General features: G+C 64.5%; 18 protein-coding genes. 16 read left to right on the top strand and 2 right to left on the bottom strand.

All coding sequences use genetic code 11. The features are described 5' to 3' along the window. Positions 1-253 precede the first annotated feature (253 nt). The 16 genes from uraD (at position 254) to galE (ending at position 18,782) form a co-directional block, all read left to right on the top strand. Complete coding sequence (gene uraD, locus AAZQ98_RS03605) at positions 254-748, top strand: 2-oxo-4-hydroxy-4-carboxy-5-ureidoimidazoline decarboxylase (RefSeq protein WP_105656559.1); 495 nt, start codon at positions 254-256, stop codon at positions 746-748. A gap of 66 nt (positions 749-814) precedes the next feature. After that, positions 815-1,171 carry a hydroxyisourate hydrolase gene (uraH, locus tag AAZQ98_RS03600; protein WP_105656558.1) on the top strand — a complete coding sequence of 119 codons (357 nt, stop codon included), beginning with the start codon at positions 815-817 and terminating at the stop codon, positions 1,169-1,171. A gap of 4 nt (positions 1,172-1,175) precedes the next feature. Beyond that, positions 1,176-2,099 carry a factor-independent urate hydroxylase gene (gene pucL / locus AAZQ98_RS03595; RefSeq protein WP_105656557.1) on the top strand — a complete coding sequence of 308 codons (924 nt, stop codon included), beginning with the start codon at positions 1,176-1,178 and terminating at the stop codon, positions 2,097-2,099. 75 nt (positions 2,100-2,174) lie between these two features. Next, the gene (locus AAZQ98_RS03590; RefSeq protein WP_105656556.1) at positions 2,175-3,710 is read left to right on the top strand and encodes a nucleobase:cation symporter-2 family protein; all 1,536 of its coding nucleotides are present in this window, start codon (positions 2,175-2,177) and stop codon (positions 3,708-3,710) included. A 295-nt stretch (positions 3,711-4,005) separates the two neighbouring features. After that, the gene (locus AAZQ98_RS03585) at positions 4,006-4,968 is read left to right on the top strand and encodes an ROK family protein (protein ID WP_434689894.1); all 963 of its coding nucleotides are present in this window, start codon (positions 4,006-4,008) and stop codon (positions 4,966-4,968) included. Between the two features lie 195 nt (positions 4,969-5,163). Beyond that, on the top strand, positions 5,164-6,225 hold the full coding sequence (locus AAZQ98_RS03580; protein ID WP_434689891.1) for a LacI family DNA-binding transcriptional regulator: 1,062 nt from the start codon (positions 5,164-5,166) through the stop codon (positions 6,223-6,225). A gap of 161 nt (positions 6,226-6,386) precedes the next feature. After that, entirely contained in the window at positions 6,387-8,000 is a 1,614-nt protein-coding gene (locus tag AAZQ98_RS03575) for a xylulokinase (RefSeq protein WP_434689889.1), read from the top strand. A 35-nt stretch (positions 8,001-8,035) separates the two neighbouring features. Continuing rightward, positions 8,036-8,752, top strand: a complete 717-nt coding sequence (locus tag AAZQ98_RS03570; RefSeq protein ID WP_434689886.1) for an L-ribulose-5-phosphate 4-epimerase — start codon at positions 8,036-8,038, stop codon at positions 8,750-8,752. 7 nt (positions 8,753-8,759) lie between these two features. Further along, positions 8,760-10,271: an L-arabinose isomerase gene (gene araA, locus AAZQ98_RS03565; protein ID WP_434689884.1), complete on the top strand. Its 1,512-nt coding sequence runs from the start codon at positions 8,760-8,762 to the stop codon at positions 10,269-10,271. Positions 10,272-10,446: 175 nt separating this feature from the next. Next, positions 10,447-11,616: a multiple monosaccharide ABC transporter substrate-binding protein gene (gene chvE / locus AAZQ98_RS03560; protein WP_105656525.1), complete on the top strand. Its 1,170-nt coding sequence runs from the start codon at positions 10,447-10,449 to the stop codon at positions 11,614-11,616. Positions 11,617-11,709: 93 nt separating this feature from the next. Further along, positions 11,710-13,248, top strand: a complete 1,539-nt coding sequence (mmsA, locus tag AAZQ98_RS03555) for a multiple monosaccharide ABC transporter ATP-binding protein (protein WP_434689881.1) — start codon at positions 11,710-11,712, stop codon at positions 13,246-13,248. Further along, positions 13,245-14,426 carry a multiple monosaccharide ABC transporter permease gene (gene mmsB / locus AAZQ98_RS03550; RefSeq protein ID WP_434689879.1) on the top strand — a complete coding sequence of 394 codons (1,182 nt, stop codon included), beginning with the start codon at positions 13,245-13,247 and terminating at the stop codon, positions 14,424-14,426. Before mmsA ends, mmsB begins: the two co-directional genes overlap by 4 nt. A 94-nt stretch (positions 14,427-14,520) precedes the next feature. Then, positions 14,521-15,465 carry an aldose 1-epimerase family protein gene (locus AAZQ98_RS03545; RefSeq protein WP_434689876.1) on the top strand — a complete coding sequence of 315 codons (945 nt, stop codon included), beginning with the start codon at positions 14,521-14,523 and terminating at the stop codon, positions 15,463-15,465. Positions 15,466-15,520: 55 nt separating this feature from the next. Continuing rightward, entirely contained in the window at positions 15,521-16,630 is a 1,110-nt protein-coding gene (gene galT / locus AAZQ98_RS03540) for a galactose-1-phosphate uridylyltransferase (protein WP_332594576.1), read from the top strand. After that, positions 16,627-17,823: a galactokinase gene (gene galK, locus AAZQ98_RS03535; protein ID WP_434689872.1), complete on the top strand. Its 1,197-nt coding sequence runs from the start codon at positions 16,627-16,629 to the stop codon at positions 17,821-17,823. Before galT ends, galK begins: the two co-directional genes overlap by 4 nt. Further along, positions 17,820-18,782, top strand: a complete 963-nt coding sequence (galE, locus tag AAZQ98_RS03530) for a UDP-glucose 4-epimerase GalE (protein WP_434689870.1) — start codon at positions 17,820-17,822, stop codon at positions 18,780-18,782. The genes galK and galE overlap by 4 nt, the downstream gene beginning before the upstream one ends. 33 nt (positions 18,783-18,815) lie before the next feature. Here galE and AAZQ98_RS03525 read toward each other — a convergent pair whose 3' ends face one another. Then, a complete protein-coding gene (locus AAZQ98_RS03525) occupies positions 18,816-19,844 on the bottom strand; it encodes a Gfo/Idh/MocA family protein (protein WP_434689868.1) in 1,029 nt (342 codons plus the stop codon). 106 nt (positions 19,845-19,950) lie between these two features. Then, a complete protein-coding gene (locus tag AAZQ98_RS03520) occupies positions 19,951-21,594 on the bottom strand; it encodes an amidohydrolase (RefSeq protein ID WP_434689866.1) in 1,644 nt (547 codons plus the stop codon). Positions 21,595-21,620: the final 26 nt, after the last annotated feature.

Here is a 21,620-nt window from a genome sequence, read left to right as displayed (position 1 = left end):
GTGGGCTAGGTCCGAGCGTTTGCAATAGCTGGGCGCAAAATTGTCTATCCACAATATGGAAACCGGCAAAAAGTCACACTTGTTAAAATTTTTCCAGCTTTCGCTTGACTGCGACGCTGTGAGGTGGATTACAGTGGTCACACAAGGTTCCACGAAACCAGCATCGAGTCGAAGCCGAAGTCTCCTTCGGTGGTAAGGGTGTTCAGCCAAGGTCCGTGGAAAGAACGACCGTTTGAAAAGAGCTGATCACCCGATGCGTTTAGACGTATTCAACCAATTGCCCGCAGCCGAGGCCGCTGATTTCCTGCGCCCCTGCGTCGATGTCGACCGCTGGATCGATGCCCTTGTTTCCGCCCGTCCTTTCAGCAGCTTCGATGCGCTTTCCAGCTTTGCGCTCCAGGACGTCGCTCCCTTCAGCCGCGAGGAAATTGCCGCCGCCCTGGCCCACCATCCGCGCATCGGCGAACAGGCGCAGGGGAGCAGCAAGGAAGCGGACCTCTCCCGCGGCGAACAGGCAGGCCTGGACCTTGATGACGATGTCGCCGGCCGCCTGGCAGCAGCCAACCGGGCCTATGAGCAGCGCTTCAACAGGGTATTCCTCATCCGCGCCGCCGGCCGCAGCACCGAAGAGATCCTTGCCGAATGCGAACGCCGGCTGGCCAACGCAGAACAGGCCGAACTGCTTGAAGTAGCCGAGCAGCTGCGCCAGATTGCGCTGTTGCGGCTGGAGAACTCGGTGGACAACTAAGCCCATGCCCGGGGTGAACCCTGCGCATTTATCGATACCAATCCCTCCGACAGCCAGGAGATGAACATGGCAGATGGAAACGGCGAACGCAGCCACATCACCACCCACATACTCGACACCGGGACCGGGAGGCCTGCCTCCGGTGTCAAGGCCACGCTGGAAGCCAAGACGGCATCCGGCTGGCAAGAAATCGGCTCGGGTTCCACGGATGCCGATGGCCGCATCAAGAACCTCGGACCGATACAGGTTGAAGCCGGCCGCTACCGGATTTCCTTTGAAACCGGCGGCTACTTCGGGAAGCAGGGAACGGAAAGCTTCTTCCCCGCGGTAAGCATCGATTTCTTCGTCAACGACGTCGACGAGCACTACCACGTACCTCTTCTTATCAGCCCGTTTGCATATTCCACGTACCGAGGGAGTTAGAACAATGACTACCGAAATCACCGCCCCAGCAGATACCAAGATCGTGCTGGGCTCCAACCAGTACGGCAAGGCCGAAGTCCGCCTGGTCAAGATCACCCGCGACACCGTTCGCCACCAGATCCAGGACCTGAACGTCACCAGCCAGCTGCACGGCGACTTCACCGCCGCGCACCAGGACGGCGACAACGGCCGCGTCGTCGCCACCGACACCCAGAAGAACACCGTCTATGGCCTGGCCCGCAACGGCGTGGGCGCCATCGAGGAGTTCCTGGTGCAGCTGGGAAACCACTTCACTGGCGAATTCGAGTGGATCACCGGCGGCCGCTGGGCAGCCCAGCAGTTCTTCTGGGACCGCATCAACGACCATGACCACGCCTTCTCGCAGAACAAGTCCGAAGTGCGCACCGCCGTGCTGGAAATCGACGCCGAAGGCAAGAAGTCCATCGTTGCCGGCCTGGAGGACCTCACCGTCCTGAAGTCCACGGGCAGCGAGTTCCACGGTTTCCCGGTGGACAAGTACACGACCCTGAAGGAAACCACCGACCGCATCCTGGCCACCGACGTGACTGCGCGCTGGCGCTACACCGGCCAGGCCATCGCCCAGGGCATCGACTTCGACGCGGTCTACACCTCGGTGCGCCACCTGCTGCTGACCCGCTTCGCCGACACCCACTCGTACGCGTTGCAGCAGACCATGTTCCAGATGGGGCAGGCAGTGCTCGAAGCGCATCCGGAAATCGCCGAAATCAAGATGTCCCTGCCGAACAAGCACCACTTCCTGGTTGACCTGGAAGTCTTCGGCCAAGACAACCCGAACGAGGTCTTCTTCGCCGCGGATCGCCCATACGGCCTGATCGAAGCGACGATCACCCGCGAAGGCACCGAGGCGAATCACCCCATCTGGGCCAATATTCCGGCATTTATCTAACTGAACGGCGTTGAAGGTGGGCCGGCGCTGGCACGCCGGCACACCTTTGGCAGCGACTGACGTAGGAGGTCAGCCTTGAGCGCTACACAAGATGAATCTATCAAAGGCAATCGTCCCGAGGACGCGAAGCTCCCTCTGGGGAAGTCCTTTGCCTATGGCCTGCAGCATGTCCTGACGATGTACGGCGGCATTATCGCCCCGCCGCTGATCATCGGAAACGCGGCCGGCTTGGCCCCGGACGAGGTGGGCCTGCTGGTCGCCTGCTGCCTGTTTGTCGGCGGGCTGGCCACCATCCTGCAAACCGTGGGCATCCCGTTCTTCGGGGCGCAGCTGCCGCTGGTCCAGGGCACGTCCTTCGCATCCGTGGCTACCATGGTGGCCATCGTCAACGGGGGAGGCGGAATCCAGGCGGTCTTCGGGGCCGTGCTCGTCGCAGCGCTGATCGGCTTCCTCATTGCGCCGTTCTTCGCCCGCATCGTCAGGTACTTCCCGCCGGTGGTCACCGGCGTGGTCATTACGATGATCGGCATCTCGCTGACCCCGGTCGCGGCCAACTGGGCCATGGGCGGGGACGCCAAGGCCGATGACTACGGGTCGCTGGCCAACATCGGCCTGGCCGCCGGAACACTGCTGGTGGTCCTGCTGCTGTCCAAGGTCGGCAACGCGGCGATCTCCCGCATGTCGATCCTGCTGGCCATCGTGCTGGGCACCGTCGCCGCAGCGCTGCTGGGCATGGCCGACTTCTCGCAGGTCGGACACGGCGCGATCTTCGCCTTCCCGCAGCCGCTGGCCTTCGGCATGCCGGTCTTCGAAATCGGCGGCATCATCTCGATGACCATCGTGGTGCTGGTGATCCTCACCGAAACCACCGCAGACATCCTCGCTGTGGGCGAGATCGCCGGATCGAAGGTGGACTCCAAGCGCATTGCCGACGGCCTGCGCGCCGACATGGCCTCATCCGCAGTGGCGCCGATTTTCAATACCTTCACCCAGTCGGCCTTTGCGCAGAATGTCGGCTTGGTGGCCATCACGGGCATCACCAGCCGCTTCGTCGTCGCGGCCGGCGGCGGCATCCTCGTCGTGCTCGGCTTGCTGCCGATCCTCGGACGAGTGGTCGCTGCCATCCCGACTCCGGTGCTCGGTGGCGCAGGCATCGTGCTCTTCGGCACCGTCGCCGCTTCCGGGATCCGGACCCTGTCCAAGGTGAAGTACGACGGCATGAACCTGGTGATCGTCGCGGCATCGATTGCCTTTGGCTGCATCCCGATTGTGAAGCCGGACTTCTACGCTGGATTCCCCACGTGGTTCGAGACGATCTTCCACTCCGGGATTTCCTCGGCGGCCGTGATGGCCGTGCTGCTGAACCTGCTGTTCAACGAACTCAAGTTCGGGAATACAAAGGATGCATCGGTCTTCTCGGCGGCTCCGCCGCGCATGGTCAAGACCGAGGAGATCTGCGGATTGCTCGATGGCGACCACTACGTGGGCGGCAAGCTCATCGACAAGGAAGGCTACGAAATTCCGGTGGTCACGCCCGATGAATTCGAGCAGATCCAGACCGGAGCCATCCAGATGCCTGTACCCAGGCCTGCCGAGACATCAGGGCACTGAGGAATCGGCCCCATCCGAACCCGACGTCTACGACGAGCTCGATGACGAGAAGTAGCAGCTAGCGCGAAATGCCCGCAAACTCCGGTTTGCGGGCATTTTGCGCGAGCTCGAGCAGTTGTTCTTGACGGCGCGAACAGCCAGGGAGCACCGCCGGACGAGTTTTCCGGGCACCTTGCGCAGGGCTGGCCCAAGTGCTGGACTGCGTTGGATGTTCCGTGCAGGCCCCGGACCAGTCCCGGACTCCTGCGCGGCAGCGGGAGCATCGGCGTTTTGCGAGGGTCTAAGCTAGATGACTGTGACTTCAGCAAATCTTTCCATCGGCGTTGACATCGGTGGCACCAAAATCCTTGCAGCCCTTGTGGATCAAGAGGGGAACGCCTTCGGGCAAATCCGCCGCGAGACACCTGACCATGACGTGGCGGGGACCGAACGTGCCCTGGCTGAGATGATCCGCGAGCTCTCGAAGGGCAACGAAGGTCTTCCGGTGGGCATTGGCGCCGCGGGATGGATGGACCGCAAGGGGCAGAACGTGCTGTTCAGCCCCCACCTGTCTTGGCGCAATGAACCGGTGCGCGACCGTCTGATGCAGCTGGTAGGACATGAAGTGACTCTGGTCAACGACGCTGATGCGGCCGGCTGGGCCGAGCATCGTTTTGGCGCGGGCCGGGGCGAAAGCGACATGGTGTGCCTGACCCTCGGAACGGGAATCGGCGGGGCGGTCATCCTCGGAGGGCAAATCCACCGGGGCAAGTCCGGGATTGCTGGCGAATTCGGGCACCAGGTGATCGTTCCCGGCGGCCATCGGTGCGCCTGCGGAAACCGCGGTTGCTGGGAGCAGTACGCCTCTGGCAATGCCCTGGGCCGGGAAGGAGCCGAACTTGTGCGCAGCAAGTCGCCGGTGGCCTTCCGCCTGCGCGAGGCCGTGGGCGACGATCCGGATGCCGTTACCGGGGCGGAGGTAACTCGACTTGCCGCAGAGGGCGACCCGGCGTGCGCCGACCTCATTGCGGATATGGGCGAATGGCTCGGGTTGGGCATCTCGAATCTGGTCTCGGTTCTGGATCCGGGGACCATCGTTATCGGCGGCGGCTTGGGCGCGGCGTCGAAGCAACTGGTGGCCACCGCGGAAGAGACCTACCGCCGCACCCTCTCCGGCAGGGGCTACCGTCCCTTTGCGAAGATCAGCCAAGCCGAATTGGGTCCGTTGGCAGGCCTGATCGGGGCTGCTGATTTGGCGAGGTTCAATCAACAGCAATAAACATTGACAGGACATTAGGTCTTATCTAGGCTCAGGTTGTTATTCAACACGACAGGATATCCGTTTTCATCACCGGTTTTTCAATGATTCAAGGCGAAAGAGCGTTATATGCCTTTAAGGGAATACAGTAATCTGGCTCGCTGATTGGCTGGATATTCGCCCGCGACAGTGGCTGTTTCGAAGGTGTTTGCAATAATGACCGTTGTGAACATTGCTCAGCCCGGTGAAGGGCGCCCAGGAAACCGGCCCCCGTCGATGGCGGATGTGGCGGCCCTGGCCGGGGTGTCCCATCAGACGGTTTCCCGCGTGCTCAACGACCATCCAAACGTCAGGGCGGGAACCCGCGATCAGGTGCTGGATGCCATCCGCCAGCTGGGTTATCGCCGCAACCGAGCCGCGCGGGCACTGGCCACATCGCACTCGAGCACTATCGGCATTCTGACCATCGGCAGCGAATTCTTCGGACCGCAATCCACCGTGCTGGCCATCGAGGCCGCTGCCCGTGCGCAGGGTTACTTCGTGACCGTTACCGCACTGGATCGCTATGACGCGCACAGCGCGAGCGAAGCCCTCAGCCACCTGGTGGACCAGGGCGTTGATGGCGTGGTGATGGTTGCGCCCTTCGAAAAGGTGATCGATGCCCTGGATGATGCTGCCCTGACGATTCCAGTGGTGGTCGTGGCCGCTCGCACCGAGGTTCCCGACGCGGATCCGGCGCATTACGTGTACATCGACCAGCGTGAAGGTGCGCGCTTGGCCACTGGTCATCTTCTGGCCCTGGGGCACCGCAAGATCGTCCACGTCTCCGGGCCGACCGGCTGGTTCGACGCCACCGAACGGCAGATCGGCTGGCGGGAAAAAATGCTGGAAGCCAAGGCCCCGATTGTTGAGGTGCCAGCTGAATCCTGGCAGGCCCAGAGCGGCTATGAGGCAGGCCAGCGTCTGGTTGACTCGATACGCGCCGGCGAAGTTACGGCAGTATTCGCGGCGAATGATTACCTTGCCACCGGTGTTCTGCGTGCTTTCTGGGAAGCCGGGCTGGAAGTGCCCAACGACGTTTCGGTCATCGGTTTCGACGACCTGCAAATCTCCAATTTCCTGATCCCTTCGCTGACCACGGTTCGCCAGCCTTTCCGCGATGTCGGCCATGCTGCGCTGATGGAATTGCTGGAAGGCGCCACGGCTGACAGGGTCCCGAAAGTGATTGCGCCAACGCTGGTCATCCGGGCGAGTACCGCACCGCCCAACGCCCGCTAGCCAAGCGCTTCATTCCCCGAGTCCGGGATCCGGTATTGCGGATCACAAATTGTTAGCGCTAACATTGGATCGAGGTTTTGTTCTGCCAGCGCATTTTTCGCGAATGGAGCAGGAAACGATGGCTATGGCGCTGCTCACCGAGCTGTGCGAACGGAGATTTCATGGCAACACAGCTCAACGGGCCAACCGCCCGCGAGATCATCAGCAACGGCGAAGCCGTGCTGGGCATCGAGTTCGGTTCAACGAATATCAAAGCCAGCCTGATTGGCCCCGGCCACCAGCAGCTTGCCAGCGGCAGCCACGCCTGGGAGAACCAGTACGAAAACAGGAACTGGACCTACTCCCGCGAAGCCATCGTCGCCGGCCTGCAGGACTGCATGGCCCAGGTGCTGGCAGATGCCCAAGAGCGCCACGGAGTACGCCCAACGCAGCTAGGAGCCGTTGGAATCTCCGCGATGATGCATGGCTACCTCGCCTTCGACGCCGACCGGGAACTGCTGGTTCCCTTCCGCACCTGGCGCAACACCTCCACGGCTGACGCGGCGGCGATGCTCAGCGAGGAACTGGACTTCAATATCCCGCAGCGCTGGTCCGTAGCGCACTACTTCCAAGCGCTGCTCAACGGCGAAGAGCACGTGCCGAAGGTTTCCCGCCTGAACACGCTGGCCGGATTCGTGCATGAGCTTCTCACCGGAAATTTTGTGCTTGGCGTGGGCGATGCCGCGGGAATGTTCCCCATCGATTCAGCCACCGGCAGCTACGATGCGCGGATGCTTTCCGCCTTTGACGCGGTGGCTGCCCAGCATGGCGCGACCGCAGGGCTTTCCTCAATGCTGCCCGCGGCACTGCCCGCCGGCGCAGATGCCGGCACGCTTAGCGAAGCCGGGGCCTTGCTCCTGGATCCCACCGGCCAGCTCCAGCCTGGCAGCCCGCTGTGCCCACCGGAAGGAGATGCCGGAACCGGCATGGTGGCCACCAATTCGGTAGCCCAGCGCACCGGCAACATCTCGGCCGGGACCTCCATTTTCGCGATGGTGGTCCTCGACGCGCCGCTGAAGGAAGTGCACCACGAAATCGACGTGGTCACCACGCCCGATGGGCATCCGGTAGCCATGGTCCACTGCAATAACGGCGCCAGCGAATTTGCTGCCTGGGCCCAGGTCTTCGGGCAGTTCGCCCGGGCGCTGGGCAGCGACGCCGACGACAACGCGGTTTTCGAAACCCTGCTGCGTTCGGCCCTTCAGGGTGCTGCTGACGGTGCGGGGCTCCTGGCCTACAACAATCTTTCCGGCGAACCGGTAGCGGGTCTTGCCGAAGGCCGTCCGGCCATCCTGCGTACCCCGGATTCCACGCTGAACCTGCCCAACTTCGTGCGTGTTCAGGTGTACGCCATGTTCGCCACGCTGAGCCTCGGACTACGCGTGCTGGCCGCCGAAGGCGTCGAGGTCAAGCAGATGTTTGCCCATGGCGGCATCTTCCGCACCGCCGGGGTGGCCCAGCGGCTGCTGGCCGCTGCGATCAACACTCCCGTCCTTGTCGGGGACAGCGCCGGACACGGAGGTGCATGGGGCATCGCCGTCCTGGCAGCGTACCGGCGCCGAGTCCTCGATGGCCTGCAGCAGTCCCTGCCTGAATTCCTGGATTCCGAAGTCTTCGCCGGTGCCGCTTTGAGCCTGGCGGAGCCGCAGGCCGATGACCGTGCCGGCTTCGAGGCCTACCTGGAAACCTATGAAGCCGGCCTGGCTATTCAGCGCACCGCCATCACCGCCATCTAGGCATCGCACACAGTTTCGGACGAAAAGAGAAACCGATGAATCAACCACGAACCCTGGCGGATTACCCGCAGTCAATGCAGGACGAGGTGGCCACGGTCCGCCAGATGGTTGCCGACCTGCACGCCGAATTGCCGCGCTATGAGCTGGTGGTCTGGACTGCCGGCAACGTGTCGCAGCGCGTGCGCCACCCGGAAATCGCCGACGGCTCCGCGGACCTGTTCGTGATCAAGCCATCGGGCGTCGCCTACGACGAGCTGACCGCGCAGTCCATGGTGGTCTGCACCTTGGACGGCAAGCTGCTCGATGGCACCCGCGCCCCGTCCTCGGACACCGCGGCCCATGCCTACACCTACGAGCACATGCCGCAGGTGGGCGGCGTGGTGCATACCCACTCCACCTACGCCACCGCATGGGCGGCGCGCGGCGAGGAAATTCCCTGCGTGCTGACCATGATGGCCGACGAATTCGGCGGCCCGATCCCGGTAGGCCCCTTCGCCATCATTGGCGATGATTCGATTGGCCGCGGCATCGTGTCCACGCTGAGCGAGTCCCGCAGCCCGGCCGTGCTGATGCGCAACCACGGTCCTTTCACGATCGGAAAGGACGCCAAGGCCGCAGTCAAAGCCGCGGTGATGTGCGAGGAAGTGGCGCGAACCGTGCACATCTCGCGCCAGCTAGGCAACCCGGTCGCGATCGACCAGAAGCATATCGACTCGCTCTACGAGCGCTACCAGAACGTCTACGGACAGTAAGGACATCATGGCCAAGGCATATAACACCCAAGAAATCTGGTTCTTCACCGGCAGCCAGGACCTGTACGGCGAAGAGACGCTGCGCCAGGTGGCGCAGCAGTCCACCGAGGTTGCGCAGGCGCTGGATGCGTCCGCCGACGTTCCGGCAAGGATCGTGTGGAAGCCGGTCCTGAAGGACTCCGAATCGATCCGCCGCGCAATGCTGGAAGCAAACTCGGATGACAAGGTGCTGGGCGTCATCACCTGGATGCACACCTTCAGCCCGGCCAAGATGTGGATCAACGGCCTGAAGACCCTGCAGAAGCCGCTGCTGCACCTCCACACCCAGGCCAATGTCGAACTGCCCTGGGATTCGATCGACTTCGACTTCATGAACCTGAACCAGGCCGCCCACGGCGACCGCGAGTACGCCTACCTGGCCACCCGCCTGGGCGCGGCCCGCACCACCGTGGTCGGCCATGTCTCCAACCCGGCCGTATCCCGCCGCGTGGGCACCTGGATCCGCGGCGCTGCCGGCTTCAACGCCGTGCAGAACCTGAACCTGGTCCGCTTCGGCGACAACATGCGCAACGTCGCGGTGACCGAGGGGGACAAGACCGAGGCGGAGATCCGCTTCGGCGTCTCGGTGAACACCTGGGCCGTCAACGACCTGGTCGAAGCGGTCCAGGCCGTGGCCGAGGCCGACATCGACGCGCTGGTCGCCGAGTACGAGCGCGAATACGACGTCGTGCCCGAACTGCGCGCCGGCGGTGCCCGCCACGAGTCGCTGCGCTATGCCGCATCCCAGGAAATCGCGCTGGAAGCCTTCCTGGCCGAGGCCGGCGCCATGGCGTTCACGACCAACTTCGAGGACCTGGGCGGGCTCAAGCAGCTGCCGGGCCTGGCTGTGCAGCGCCTGATGGGCAAGGGCTACGGCTTCGGCGCCGAAGGCGACTGGAAGACCGCGGTACTGGTGCGTGCCGCCAAGGTCATGGGCGAGGGCCTGCCGGGCGGCGCCTCGCTGATGGAGGACTACACCTACGACCTGACTCCCGGCAAGGAGCTGATCCTCGGCGCCCACATGCTCGAGGTCTGCCCGTCGCTGACCACCTCCAAGCCGCGGGTTGAAATCCACCCGCTGGGCATCGGCGGCCGCGAGGATCCGGTGCGCATGGTCTTCAACGCGGACGTTGCCGAAGGTGCGGTGGTCGTGTCCATGGCCGATATGCGAGAGCGCTTCCGCCTGACTGCCAATGTGGTGGATGTGGTCACCCCGCCGGCGGATCTGCCGAACCTGCCGGTGGCGCGCGCGGTGTGGAGCCCGCGGCCGGACTTCAATGTTTCTGCCGAGTCCTGGCTGGCTGCCGGCGGTGCGCACCACACGGTGATGTCCACGGCCGCGGGCATCGAGGCTTTCGAGATCTTCGCCGAGATCGCAGGCACCGAGCTGCTGGTTATCGATGAGGAAACCACCCGCCGGAACTTCGCGCAGCAGATTCGCGTGAACCAGAGCTACTACCGCTTGGCGCAGGGTTTCTAGCGGTTCGAACAACCCTTGCCCAGGTAATGCGCGCCCCGTGGCGGGGCGTGCATTACCAATGAGTAAGGAATCTTAATTTATTTACATCGAGGGTGGCTGAAATCACTGTGTTAGCGCTAACATAGTGTGAGTCCAGTCTCACTCGCAGATATGGCAACCTTTCAAGGAGGAAAAGATGGCATGGAATAATTGGACCCGCAAGGCCGCGGCGACCATGGGATCGCTGGCACTGGTCGGCGCATTGGCAGCGTGCAGCGGCGGTGGCGCTGGCGGCGGAGCAGGAGCCGGTGAAGGCGAGTCGACTGCACCTGAAGACATCCAGGTGGGCGTGGCAATGCCAACCGAGACTTCCGAGCGCTGGATTGCCGACGGCGAAGCCGTCAAGTCCCAGCTGGAAGCCGCTGGCTTCGAAGTCGACCTGCAGTTCGCGAATGACGACATCCCCACCCAGCAGCAGCAGATCGACCAGATGATCACCAAGGGCAGCGACATCCTGGTAGTCGCCTCCATCGACGGCACCGCGCTGTCCACCCAGCTGCAGGCCGCAGCGGACCAGAACATCCCGATCATCTCCTACGACCGCTTGATCAACGGCACCGAGAACGTCGACTTCTACGTCACCTTCGACAACTACAACGTCGGCGTCCAGCAGGCGACCTCGCTGCTGACCGGCATGGGCCTGGCCGATGAGGAAGGCAAGCGCACCAGCAAGGAGGGCAAGTTCAACGTCGAGCTCTTCGCCGGTTCGATCGACGACAACAACGCGCACTTCTTCTGGAAGGGCGCCATGGATACCCTCAAGCCCTACCTGGATGACGGCACCCTGACGGTCAAGTCCGGGCAGACCAAGATCGAGCAGGCAGCTACCCTGCGCTGGAGCCAGGAAGAAGCCCAGTCGCGCATGGAAGACCTGATCACCGCCCACTACCAGGGCGGCAAGACCAAGATCGACGGCATCCTCTCGCCATTCGACGGCATCTCCCGCGGCATCATCACCGCACTGTCCAACGCCGGCTACGGCAAGACCATCGAGGCCGGCCTGCCGATCATCTCGGGCCAGGATGCAGAAATCGCTTCGGTGAAGCTGATCGACGATGGCGTGCAGTACGCAACCATCTTCAAGGACACCCGCAAGCTGGCTACCCAGGCTGTCGAGGCAGTGAAGTCCTACGCAGGCGGCGGCGAGCCGGAAGCCAACGACACCGAAACCTACGACAACGGCAAGAAGGTTGTTCCTTCCTACCTGCTGGATTCGGACATCGTCGTCAAGGACAACATCACCTCCCTGCTGGTCGACTCCGAGTACTACACGGCCGAGGAAGTCAAGGCCGGCCAGACCAAGTAGTCTCCCAGGCCGCAATCCGGTGGGCGGGAGGGCAAGGCGCCCTCCCGCCCACCAGATGCACCGCTCACAGCACACACCAAGGACGTCTGCACTATGGACACCACGATCCTGCACATGCAGGACATCACCAAGACTTTTCCCGGAGTCAAGGCGCTGGACGGCGTCAACCTTTCGGTTAGCAAGGGCGAAATCCACGCTATCTGCGGAGAGAACGGCGCCGGAAAATCCACCCTCATGAAGGTGCTCTCCGGGGTCTACCCGCACGGCAGCTACGAGGGCCAGATCATTTTCGAAGGCGAAGAGCTCAAGGCCTCGAACATCAAGGACTCCGAAGCCCAGGGCATCGTGATCATCCACCAGGAGCTGGCGCTGGTGCCGTACCTGTCGGTGGCCGAGAACATCTTCCTCGGCAACGAAACCGCGCGCGGCGGCTTCATCGACTGGAACGAGACCAACCACCGCGCCGCGGACCTGCTGGCCCGCGTGGGCCTGGACGAACTGCCGGTCACCCCGGTAGGGCAGCTGGGCGTGGGCAAGCAGCAGCTGGTGGAAATCGCCAAGGCGCTGAGCAAGAACGTCAAGCTGCTGATTCTTGACGAACCGACCGCCGCGCTGAATGACGACGACTCCGAGCACCTGCTGAACCTGCTGCGCGGACTGCGCGAACAGGGCATCACCTCGATCATCATTTCGCACAAGCTCGGCGAGATCGAGGACATCGCCAACACCACCACCATCATCCGCGATGGCCAGTCCATCGAGGCGCTGGACATGGCGGACCCCGAGTCCAACCAGAACCGCATCATCCGCGGCATGGTGGGCCGCGAACTGTCCTCCCGCTACCCGGAACGCGAACCGCAGATCGGCGACGTGGTCTTCGAGGTCCAGGACTGGTCGGTCCAGCACCCGGTCCAGCAGGACCGCACCGTGGTGGAAGGCGCCAACCTGGAGGTCCGCGCCGGCGAAATCGTCGGCATTGCAGGACTGATGGGCGCCGGGCGCACCGAATTGGCGATGAGCATCTTCGGCCACAGCTATGGCCGGAACATCACCGGCACGGTCAAGATGGACGGCAAGCCGGTGGACACCTCCACCGTGGGCAAGGCCATCAAGGCCGGCATCGCCTACGTTTCCGAGGACCGCAAGAAGTTCGGGCTGAACCTGATCGAGGACATCCGCGTGAACACCACCGCGGCAGGCCTGGACAAGATCTCCTCCAAGGGCTTCGTGGACGGCAACAAGGAGATCCAGATTGCCGAGCACTACCGCAAGTCCATGCGCATCAAGACCCCGAACGTGATGGCGAAGGTCGGGAACCTCTCGGGCGGCAACCAGCAGAAGGTCGTGCTGGGCAAATGGCTGCACACCGCACCCGAGCTGCTGATCCTCGACGAGCCCACCCGCGGCATCGACGTCGGCGCCAAATACGAGATCTACACCATCATCAACGAGCTGGCCGCTGCCGGCAAGGCCGTGCTGGTGATCTCCTCCGAACTGCCCGAGCTCTTGGGCATCTGCGACCGCATCTACACCCTGGCCTACGGCCGAATGACCGGCCAGCTGCCCAGCAGCGAAGCCACCCAGGAACGCCTCATGGAACTCATGACCATCGAGAAGGAAAGCACCCGATGACCATCACAAGCGAGCTGAAGGATATCTTCACCAAGAACCTGCGCACCTCGGGCATTTACATTGCCTTCGTGCTCATCGTGGTGCTGTTCACCATCCTGACCAACGGGCTGCTGCTCAGCCCGATCAACATCACCAACATCATCTTGCAGTACTCCTACGTGCTGATCCTCGCCCTGGGCATGATCCTGGTGATCGTCGCCGGGCACATCGACCTGTCGGTCGGCTCCCTCGTGGCGCTGACCGGTGCGGTCTCCGCGGTCATCGTCATCAAGGGGGATCTGCCCTGGTGGGTCGGCATGCTCGCCGGCATCGCCGTGGGCGCCCTGTGCGGCCTGTGGCAGGGCTTCTGGGTGGCGTACGTGGGCATTCCCGCGTTCATCGTGACCCTGGCCGGCATGCTGCTCTTCCGCGGCCTGACCTACGAAGTGCTGAGCAACGTGTCGCTCTCGCCGTTCCCCGGCGAATACGGCCAGATCGCCGGCGGCTTCCTCAACGGGCTGCTGGGCGGCAACGGATTCGACCTGTTCACCGTGATCATCGGCGTGATCGCCGTGGCCGGACTGTTCGTTTCGCAGTGGCGCAACCGTGCTGGACGCGCCAAGTACGGCCAGAGCGTTGAATCCATGGCCATGTTCCTGGCCAAGAACATCATCTCGGGCGTCATCATCCTCTGGTTCTTCTGGCAGATCGCCACCAGCCGCGGCATGCCGATCGTGCTGATCATCCTCGCTGCCCTGATCCTGGGCTACCACGTGCTGACCACCAAGACCGTTTTCGGACGCCACGTCTACGCCATCGGCGGCAACCTGTCCGCCGCGAAGCTTTCGGGCGTGAACGTGAAGAAGATCAACATGTGGATCTTCATCAACATGGGCCTGCTTTCGGGCGTGGCCGGCGTGGTCTTCTCCTCGCGTTCCAACGGCGCCCAGCCGGGTGCCGGCAACATGTTCGAGCTGGACGCCATCGCGGCCTGCTTCATCGGCGGCGCGTCGACCACCGGCGGCGTGGGCCGGGTGACCGGCGCGATCGTCGGCGGCCTGGTGATGGCGGTGCTCTCCAACGGCATGCAGCTGATGGGCGTGGGCGCCTCCACCCAGCAGATCGTCAAGGGCGTTGTGCTGCTTCTGGCAGTCGCCTTCGACATCTACAACAAGCGCCGCGCGGGCGCTGGCAACTAGCCTGCCGCTGGTGCCATGGGCCCTCCCGCACGCGATTGCGGGAGGGCTCATGCGTGCCCGACGTTTTTGATGGCCCAGCAAGAAGGATGAAGACATGGACCGCCTCGCACTGCCCCTGAAGGACACCGCCAATGGAACGGTGCTGACGCTGCAAGCCCATGGCTTCACCGCGCAAGTGGCCACGGTGGGCGCCACCCTGGTTTCCCTCCAGTACGGCTCCCGCCCGCTGGTGCGCGCTTTCGACCCGCACGGGCCGCGCCCGGTTTTCGCCGGCGCCATCCTGGCCCCGTGGCCCAACCGGGTGATCGACGGGGCCTACAGCTGGGAAGGCCAAGAGCTGCAGCTGCCGATCACCGAGCCGGAGCGCGGCCATGCCCTGCACGGCCTGGTGATCGATACCGGCTTCGAGATCATCGAGCACCGCGCCGACTTCGCCCAGCTGCGCACCGTCATCGCCCCGAGCACCGGCTATCCGTACGAGGTGCAGCTGGTGATCGGCTACCGGCTGGAAGCCGGCGGGCTGCGCACCGCCGCTGCCGCCACCAACCTCGGGACGGGCACCGCGCCCTTCGGCTGGGGTTCGCACGCCTACCTGGTCGCCCCGGGCAAGAAGGCGGATGAATGGACCTTCACCCTGCCAGCTGGCAAGGTGCAGCTGACCGAAGGCCCGCGCCTGCTGCCGCGCGATACGGTTCAGGCCGCCGGCACCGAGCTGGATTTCCGCACCCCGAAGCCCATCGGGGATCTCTTCATCGACCACGCCTACACTGGCCTGGCTGCCCGCGCGGACGGTTCTTTCCGTGCGGAGATCACCGACGCCGGGGGCGTCGGGTCGCACATCACCTGGGACGAAGCCTGCCCGTGGGTCCAGATACACACCGCCGACCGCGATGATCCGGCCCTGGACCGCACCGGCCTGGCCATCGAGCCGATGACCTGCCCGCCGGGCGGCTACAACTCCGGCCAGGACGTCATCGCCCTGGCACCGGGCGCCAGCCACGAAGCCAGCTGGCTGATCGGCCCGGTCCAGCCGCGCTAGCACCCCAGGCGCCACCCACCTTTGGAACCACCACGAGTCAACTGGAGAGATTGCAATGCCGCAGGGCTCCGCAGCACATGAACCGACCCACCGGGTCCATCACCTGGCCGATGGCCGCGAGGCGATTTTCTTCGCCGACGCCAATGCCGCCGTGCCCGAACCGGTGGCCGACACCCGGCCGCTGGATCCGCGCGGGGAGCCTGGCGAACTGCGCTACGACCGGCTGACCGGGGACTGGGTGGCCGTCGCGGCGCACCGCCAGTCGCGCACCTACCTCCCGCCCAAGGAAGAATGCCCGCTGTGCCCCAGCGTCCACGGGCGGCAGAGCGAAATCCCTGCCGAGGACTTCAACGTGGTGGTTTTCGAGAACCGCTTCCCGTCCCTGGGCCCGGCACTGGGCCGGATTCCAGCGGCCGCACCGGTGCAGCAGCCGGCCCCGGCCTACGGGCGCTGCGAGGTCGTGGTGTTCACCCCCGAGCACACCGGTTCCTTCGCGTCGCTGGATGATACCCGGGCGCGCACCGTCATCGAGGCCTGGGCGCAGCGCACCGCCGCGCTGTCCGCCATGGAGGGCATTGCGCAGGTGTTCGTGTTCGAGAACCGCGGCCAGGATATCGGCGTGACCCTGCACCACCCGCATGGGCAGATCTACGCCTACCCGTACCTGGCGCCAACCGCCGCCAAGATGGCCGGCCAGGGCATCGCGCACCTGGAGAAGACCGGGCGCACCCTGATGGGCGACATCCTGGACTTCGAGCGCAAGGAGGGCACGCGCATGGTCGCCGAGGGCGAGCACTTCTCCGTGTTCGTGCCCTACGCGGCCCGCTGGCCGCTGGAAGCGCACCTGGTGCCGCACCGCCATGTGCCGGACTTCGCCGCGCTCAATGCGGACGAAAAAGCCGAGCTGGCCGTGATGTACCGGGACCTGCTGCGCGGATTCGACGCGCTGTACCCGACGCCCACCCCGTACATTGCCGCCTGGCACCAGGCTCCGCTGGAGCCCGGGGCCCGCAAGGCCTCACGGCTGCACCTGCAGCTGACCAGCCCGCGCCGGGCCGCTGACAAATTGAAGTTCCTGGCCGGATCGGAAGCTGCCATGGGCGCTTTCATCAACGACGTCCCGGCCGAGCAGACTGCTGCACGGCTGCGCGAGGTCATGCCATGAGCCGCAGCGGAACGAAGGAAACCGCGGCGCGCGTCAACGCCCTGCGCGAGAAGTTCACCAAGGCCTACGGCCACCACCCGGAAGGCATCTGGCGGGCGCCGGGACGGGTGAACCTGATCGGCGAGCATACCGACTACAACATGGGCTATGTGCTGCCCTTCGCCATCGACAAGAACGCGCTGGTGGCCGTGCGCCGCAAGTCGCAGCTGGAGCCGGGCAGCCAGGTGCTGGACTTCGCCTCCACCTACGGGGCGGGCGGCGAACCGCCGGTCACCTCCATTACCCTCGATGAGCTGGTGCCCCGCGCGGTGCCCGGCTGGGCCGCCTACCCGGCCGCCGTGCTGTGGGCGCTGAGCCAGCTCGATGGCGTGCAGATTGGCGGGCTGGAGCTGATGGTGGACTCCGATGTCCCGGTGGGCTCGGGCTTGTCCTCTTCGCATGCCCTGGAAGTGGCGACCATCGTGGCGCTGGACGATCTCTACGGCCTGGGCCTGTCCAAGGTGCAGATGGCCCAGCTGACCCAGCGTGCCGAGAACGAATTCGTGGGTGCTCCGACCGGGATCATGGACCAGAGCGCCTCGCTGATGTCCCATGCCCAGCATGCGCTGTTCCTGGATTGCCGTTCGATGGAATCCCAATCCGTGCCGCTGCCGCTGGCGCAGCATGACGCGGTGGTCCTGGTCATGGACACCCGCGTAGAGCATTCGCACGTGGATGGCGGCTACGCCGCCCGTCGCACCAGCTGCGAGCAGGCCGCCGCGGTGCTGGAGGTAGCATCGCTGCGCGAGGTGCACAGCGTCGAAGAACTGGAGGCCATCGGGGACCCGGTAGCCAAGCGCCGCGCCAAGCACATCGTGACCGAGAACCGCCGCGTCCTGGATACCGTCCTGGCGCTGCGCGAAGGCGACCTGCCCGCGGTGGGCAAGCTGCTCTGCCAGTCGCACGAATCCATGCGCGACGACTACGAGATTTCCAGCGAGGAACTGGACGCCGCCGTGGAAGCGGCCATGGCGGCCGGGGCGATCGGAGCCCGGATGACCGGTGGCGGTTTTGGCGGCAGCGCCATTGCCCTGATCAAGCGCGAGCAGATCGAACCGGTCAGCCAGGCCGTCCGCGAAGCCTTTGACCAGGCCGGCTATGTCGAGCCGGCCATTTTCACCGTAATTGCAGACGAAGGAGCAGGCCGGGCATGAGTTGGCTAGTGACCGGCGGAGCCGGATATATCGGATCCCACGTGGTGCGTTCGCTGTCCGCGGCAGGCCTTGAGCCGGTCGTCGTGGACTCGATGTCCAGCGGGGTGCACGGCTTCGTTCCCGAACAGGTGCCGTTCTACCAGCTGAACATCCTGCAGACCGAGAAGCTCGTGGAAATCATGAAGCGCCACGAGGTCACCGGGGTCATCCACCTGGCCGGCTACAAGTATGCCGGCGAATCGGTGAAGCACCCGCTGCTGGCCTTCGAGCAGAATGTCACCGGCACCGCGCACCTGCTCGAAGCCATGGCGGCCTCCCGCGTGCACAACATGGTCTTCTCCTCCTCGGCAGCCGTCTACGGCACCCCGGACGAAGATGTGGTGACCGAATCCACCGGCACCTTCCCCGAATCCCCGTACGGACAGAGCAAGCTCGTGGGGGAATGGCTGATCCGCGACCAGGCGGTGGCTACCGGGCTGAAGCACACCTCGCTGCGCTACTTCAACGTGGTCGGCTCGGGCAGCGAGGAACTCTACGACGCCAGCCCGCACAACCTGTTCCCGCTGGTGTTCCAGGCGCTGAATGCCGGAAAGACGCCGAAGATCTTCGGCACCGACTACGACACCGAAGACGGCACCTGCGTGCGCGACTACGTGCACGTCGCCGACCTGGCGCTGGCGCACGTGGAGGCGGCCAGGAAACTGGAAGCCGGCGAGGTATTGGAACCGGTCTACAATCTGGGCTCCGGCGATGGCGTCTCGGTGCGCCAGATCATGGATGCGGTAGCGACGGCCACCGGTATCGGCTTCACCGCGGTGGAAGAAGCGCGCCGCCCGGGCGACCCGGCACGCATTGTCGCCGACGGGAAGCTGGCCGCCCGCGACCTTGATTGGCAGATGCGCCATAGCCTGCAGCAGATGGTCCACAGCGCCTGGAAGGCTTCGGCCCAGCGCGGCTGACCGCGCCAAGCTGAAGCGCAGCGGCCTGGGAAACTAGCTGGTGCGCAGCGTGGCCGCGATCTGATCCATGGTCTGCGCAATCGCCAGCGATTCAGCCAGCGGCATGACCGGGGATTCGGCCAGGCCCTGGGCAATGCACTGGGCCACGTGGGCCGCTTCCCAGCCCAAACCGGCAGTAGGCGAGGTTTCCGTGAACTCGCGGCTGTCGGCGATCTTGCCGTCGGCACTGCGCAGCACCAGCCCGGAACCGCAGCAAATCGGGCGCTGGAGTTCCAAGGTGCCCTGCGTGCCGGCAATCCATGCGCCCTGCGGCGAATCGGTTTCGATGCTGCTGAAGACCGTTGCCGTGGAACCGTCTTCATTGGAAAGCACCGCGGTGAGGGTAGCGTCAACCCCGGTTTTGGCCATGCGTCCCGAAGCGTGCAGGAGCTGCTTGGCAGGGGAGACCATGGCGCTGAAGGCAATAGGGTAGACGCCGACATCCAGCAGGGCCCCGCCGCCGAGTGCCGGGTCGTAGATGCGCGAGTCGTAGTCGACCTCGAACTTGGCGCCGAAATCAGCCTGGACGGTGATGATCTGCCCCAGGATTCCGGACTTGACGACCTGTGAAACCACATTGCCGATGGGCAGGAATCGTGACCACATGGCTTCCATGGCGAAAACTCCGGCAGCCTTGGCCGCCTCGATGATCCGGGAAGTTTGCCCGGCGTCCAGGCTCATGGGCTTCTCCACCAGGACATGCTTGCCCGCGGCGATCGCCTCGAGCGCAAGTTCCGCGTGGCCGCTGTGCGGGACGGCGATGTAGACGACATCCACCCCAGGGTCCCCGAGCACCTCGGCATAGGAGCCGAAGGCCCGGGTTCCGGCGTCTCCGTAGGTGCGTGCGAACTGCTCGGAGCGGGCCAAGGTGCGCGAGCCGACTGCTGCGAGCCGGCTGGCGGTCAAGTCGTTCAGCGATGCGGCAAACTGCGAGGCGATCCACCCCGGCCCGAGGATGCCCCAATTCAGCGCAGGAGCCGAGGAGGGATGGGGCAGCGTGGATTCGGGTAAGGCTAGTGGCACTGAAGGCTCCGATGGCAGGCAAAGTCAGATGGCTACTTCTACCCTATGTGGACATTTGTCCGAGTGGAAGAGCTATCCCAGCAGCGTGGCAGCAGGCGCTTGCCCACTACCGGCGCGCGCTCGCCGGCTCCGCGTCGGCCGCCCCAAGACCGGCTCCCAAATCCACCAGCTTGCCATCGACATAGGTGCCCAGCACCTCCATGGTGCAAAGCTCCTCGGGGGCTGCGGCCAGCGGATCTGCAGCGAAGATCGTCAGGTCCGCAGGCATCCCGGCTTCCAAGCGGCCGCCAGTGGCCCCGGTGCTTTCGTAGACGTTCACGGTGTAGCCTTCCAGAGCTTCGCGAGCCGACAGGCGATGGCGTGGCTGCACGCTGTCGCTGCCGGGCACTTCGGTGCGCCTGCGGGTCTGCGCGTCTGCCATGATCAGCCGCGGGTCGAAAGGAGCGATGGGCCAGTCGGAGCCCAGCGCCAGCACCATGCCGGCATCCTTGACATCACGCAGGCGGTAGGCGAAGCTGGCGCGATGCTGGCCCAGCCGCCGGGACCAGGCATCCGATCCGTCGGCGCGGACGAAATGCGTGCAATGCGTGGGCTGCATGCTGATGGTGGCCCCGGAAGCCTTAAGCCGGGAGAAATCCTCGTCGTTGAGTTCTTCCAGATGCTCGATCCGGTGGCGCAGCCCATTGTCGGGCAGCGATGCAATGGCGGAAATGACGAAGCCGATGCCCTGGTCGCCGATGGCATGGGTCGTGGTTGTCACGCCGGCCTGCGCAAGGGCGCGCAGATTGGCCACATAGCGGCTTGGATCCCGGTAGAGGGATTCGGTGGATTCGCCTTCGATGTCCGGCTCGTAGAGCCAGGCGGTGCCGTTGTCCACCGTCCCGTCGATCATCAGCTTGGCGCCGCGCACCTGCCAGCGGCGTCCGCGTTCTCCCTGCAGCGCGATGACCTGCTCGAGGGTTTCTGCCGGATCGCTGGCCATGATCCACGGGGCGATGCGCAGCTTGATCGGCAATTCGCCGCGCAGCTCCAGGCGCCGGAAAATCTCCAATGAATCAGGATCGGCCAGATCCAGCATTTCTCCGCCGGTCAGCCCGCTGGCCGCCATGTCCCGCAGCAGCCGGTAGACGGCTTCCACCTTGTCGTCGATGCCAAGCGCCGGCAATGCCTTCTCGGCTAGCGCCATGGCGGCGAATTCCCGGAGGAAGCCGGTGGGCCGGCCTTCATGGTCTACCACGACGCTGGAGCCGTCGGCGAAACGCTCACTGCCGTCGATGTCTGCTAGCTGGAGCATCGCCGAAGAGGCCACGGCTGAATGCGCATCGAAGCAGGTGGCGTAGCTGGGCCGCCCGGGGGCGGCTTCGTCGAGGAACTGCCCGCTGGGCTCCGCGGTGCCGAAGATCGCCACGTTCAGGCCATGGCCGAGTACCACATCGCCGGGCGCACAGGCCTGCGCATGCCCTGCGATGAGCCATTTGGCCTCATCGAGTGTCCTGGCGTCGCCGAGGAAGACGCCTCGGGCCACTGACTGCCCGAAGACCGGATGAATGTGCGCATCGACGAGCCCCGGGGTTATCGCGGCTTCGCCGTAGTCGATGACCGTGGTTCCGTCTGCGATCCAGCCTTGGGCCTGCTCCCTAGTGCCCACATGCGAGATGCGGCCATCAGTGATCCCCAAAGCGCTGGCGGGGTGTTCCTGAGCCAGCGAGTGGATGGTCCTTGCATAGAGCACCGTCTGTGGACTGGTCATCGTTTGACTCCTCAAATTAATGATAT

This window comes from Glutamicibacter sp. Je.9.36, assembly GCF_051129975.1.
GTDB lineage: Bacteria > Actinomycetota > Actinomycetes > Actinomycetales > Micrococcaceae > Glutamicibacter.
This window is presented reverse-complemented; position numbering and strand designations above follow the sequence as displayed.

Coding starts and splice junctions, on each gene's coding strand:
- uraD (WP_105656559.1), top strand. CDS start 254: ATGCGTTTAGACGTATTCAACCAATTGCCCGCAGCCGAGGCCGCTGAT.
- uraH (WP_105656558.1), top strand. CDS start 815: ATGGCAGATGGAAACGGCGAACGCAGCCACATCACCACCCACATACTC.
- pucL (WP_105656557.1), top strand. CDS start 1,176: ATGACTACCGAAATCACCGCCCCAGCAGATACCAAGATCGTGCTGGGC.
- AAZQ98_RS03580 (WP_434689891.1), top strand. CDS start 5,164: ATGACCGTTGTGAACATTGCTCAGCCCGGTGAAGGGCGCCCAGGAAAC.
- AAZQ98_RS03575 (WP_434689889.1), top strand. CDS start 6,387: ATGGCAACACAGCTCAACGGGCCAACCGCCCGCGAGATCATCAGCAAC.
- AAZQ98_RS03570 (WP_434689886.1), top strand. CDS start 8,036: ATGAATCAACCACGAACCCTGGCGGATTACCCGCAGTCAATGCAGGAC.
- araA (WP_434689884.1), top strand. CDS start 8,760: ATGGCCAAGGCATATAACACCCAAGAAATCTGGTTCTTCACCGGCAGC.
- chvE (WP_105656525.1), top strand. CDS start 10,447: ATGGCATGGAATAATTGGACCCGCAAGGCCGCGGCGACCATGGGATCG.
- mmsA (WP_434689881.1), top strand. CDS start 11,710: ATGGACACCACGATCCTGCACATGCAGGACATCACCAAGACTTTTCCC.
- mmsB (WP_434689879.1), top strand. CDS start 13,245: ATGACCATCACAAGCGAGCTGAAGGATATCTTCACCAAGAACCTGCGC.
- AAZQ98_RS03545 (WP_434689876.1), top strand. CDS start 14,521: ATGGACCGCCTCGCACTGCCCCTGAAGGACACCGCCAATGGAACGGTG.
- galT (WP_332594576.1), top strand. CDS start 15,521: ATGCCGCAGGGCTCCGCAGCACATGAACCGACCCACCGGGTCCATCAC.
- galK (WP_434689872.1), top strand. CDS start 16,627: ATGAGCCGCAGCGGAACGAAGGAAACCGCGGCGCGCGTCAACGCCCTG.
- galE (WP_434689870.1), top strand. CDS start 17,820: ATGAGTTGGCTAGTGACCGGCGGAGCCGGATATATCGGATCCCACGTG.
- AAZQ98_RS03520 (WP_434689866.1), bottom strand. CDS start 21,594: ATGACCAGTCCACAGACGGTGCTCTATGCAAGGACCATCCACTCGCTG.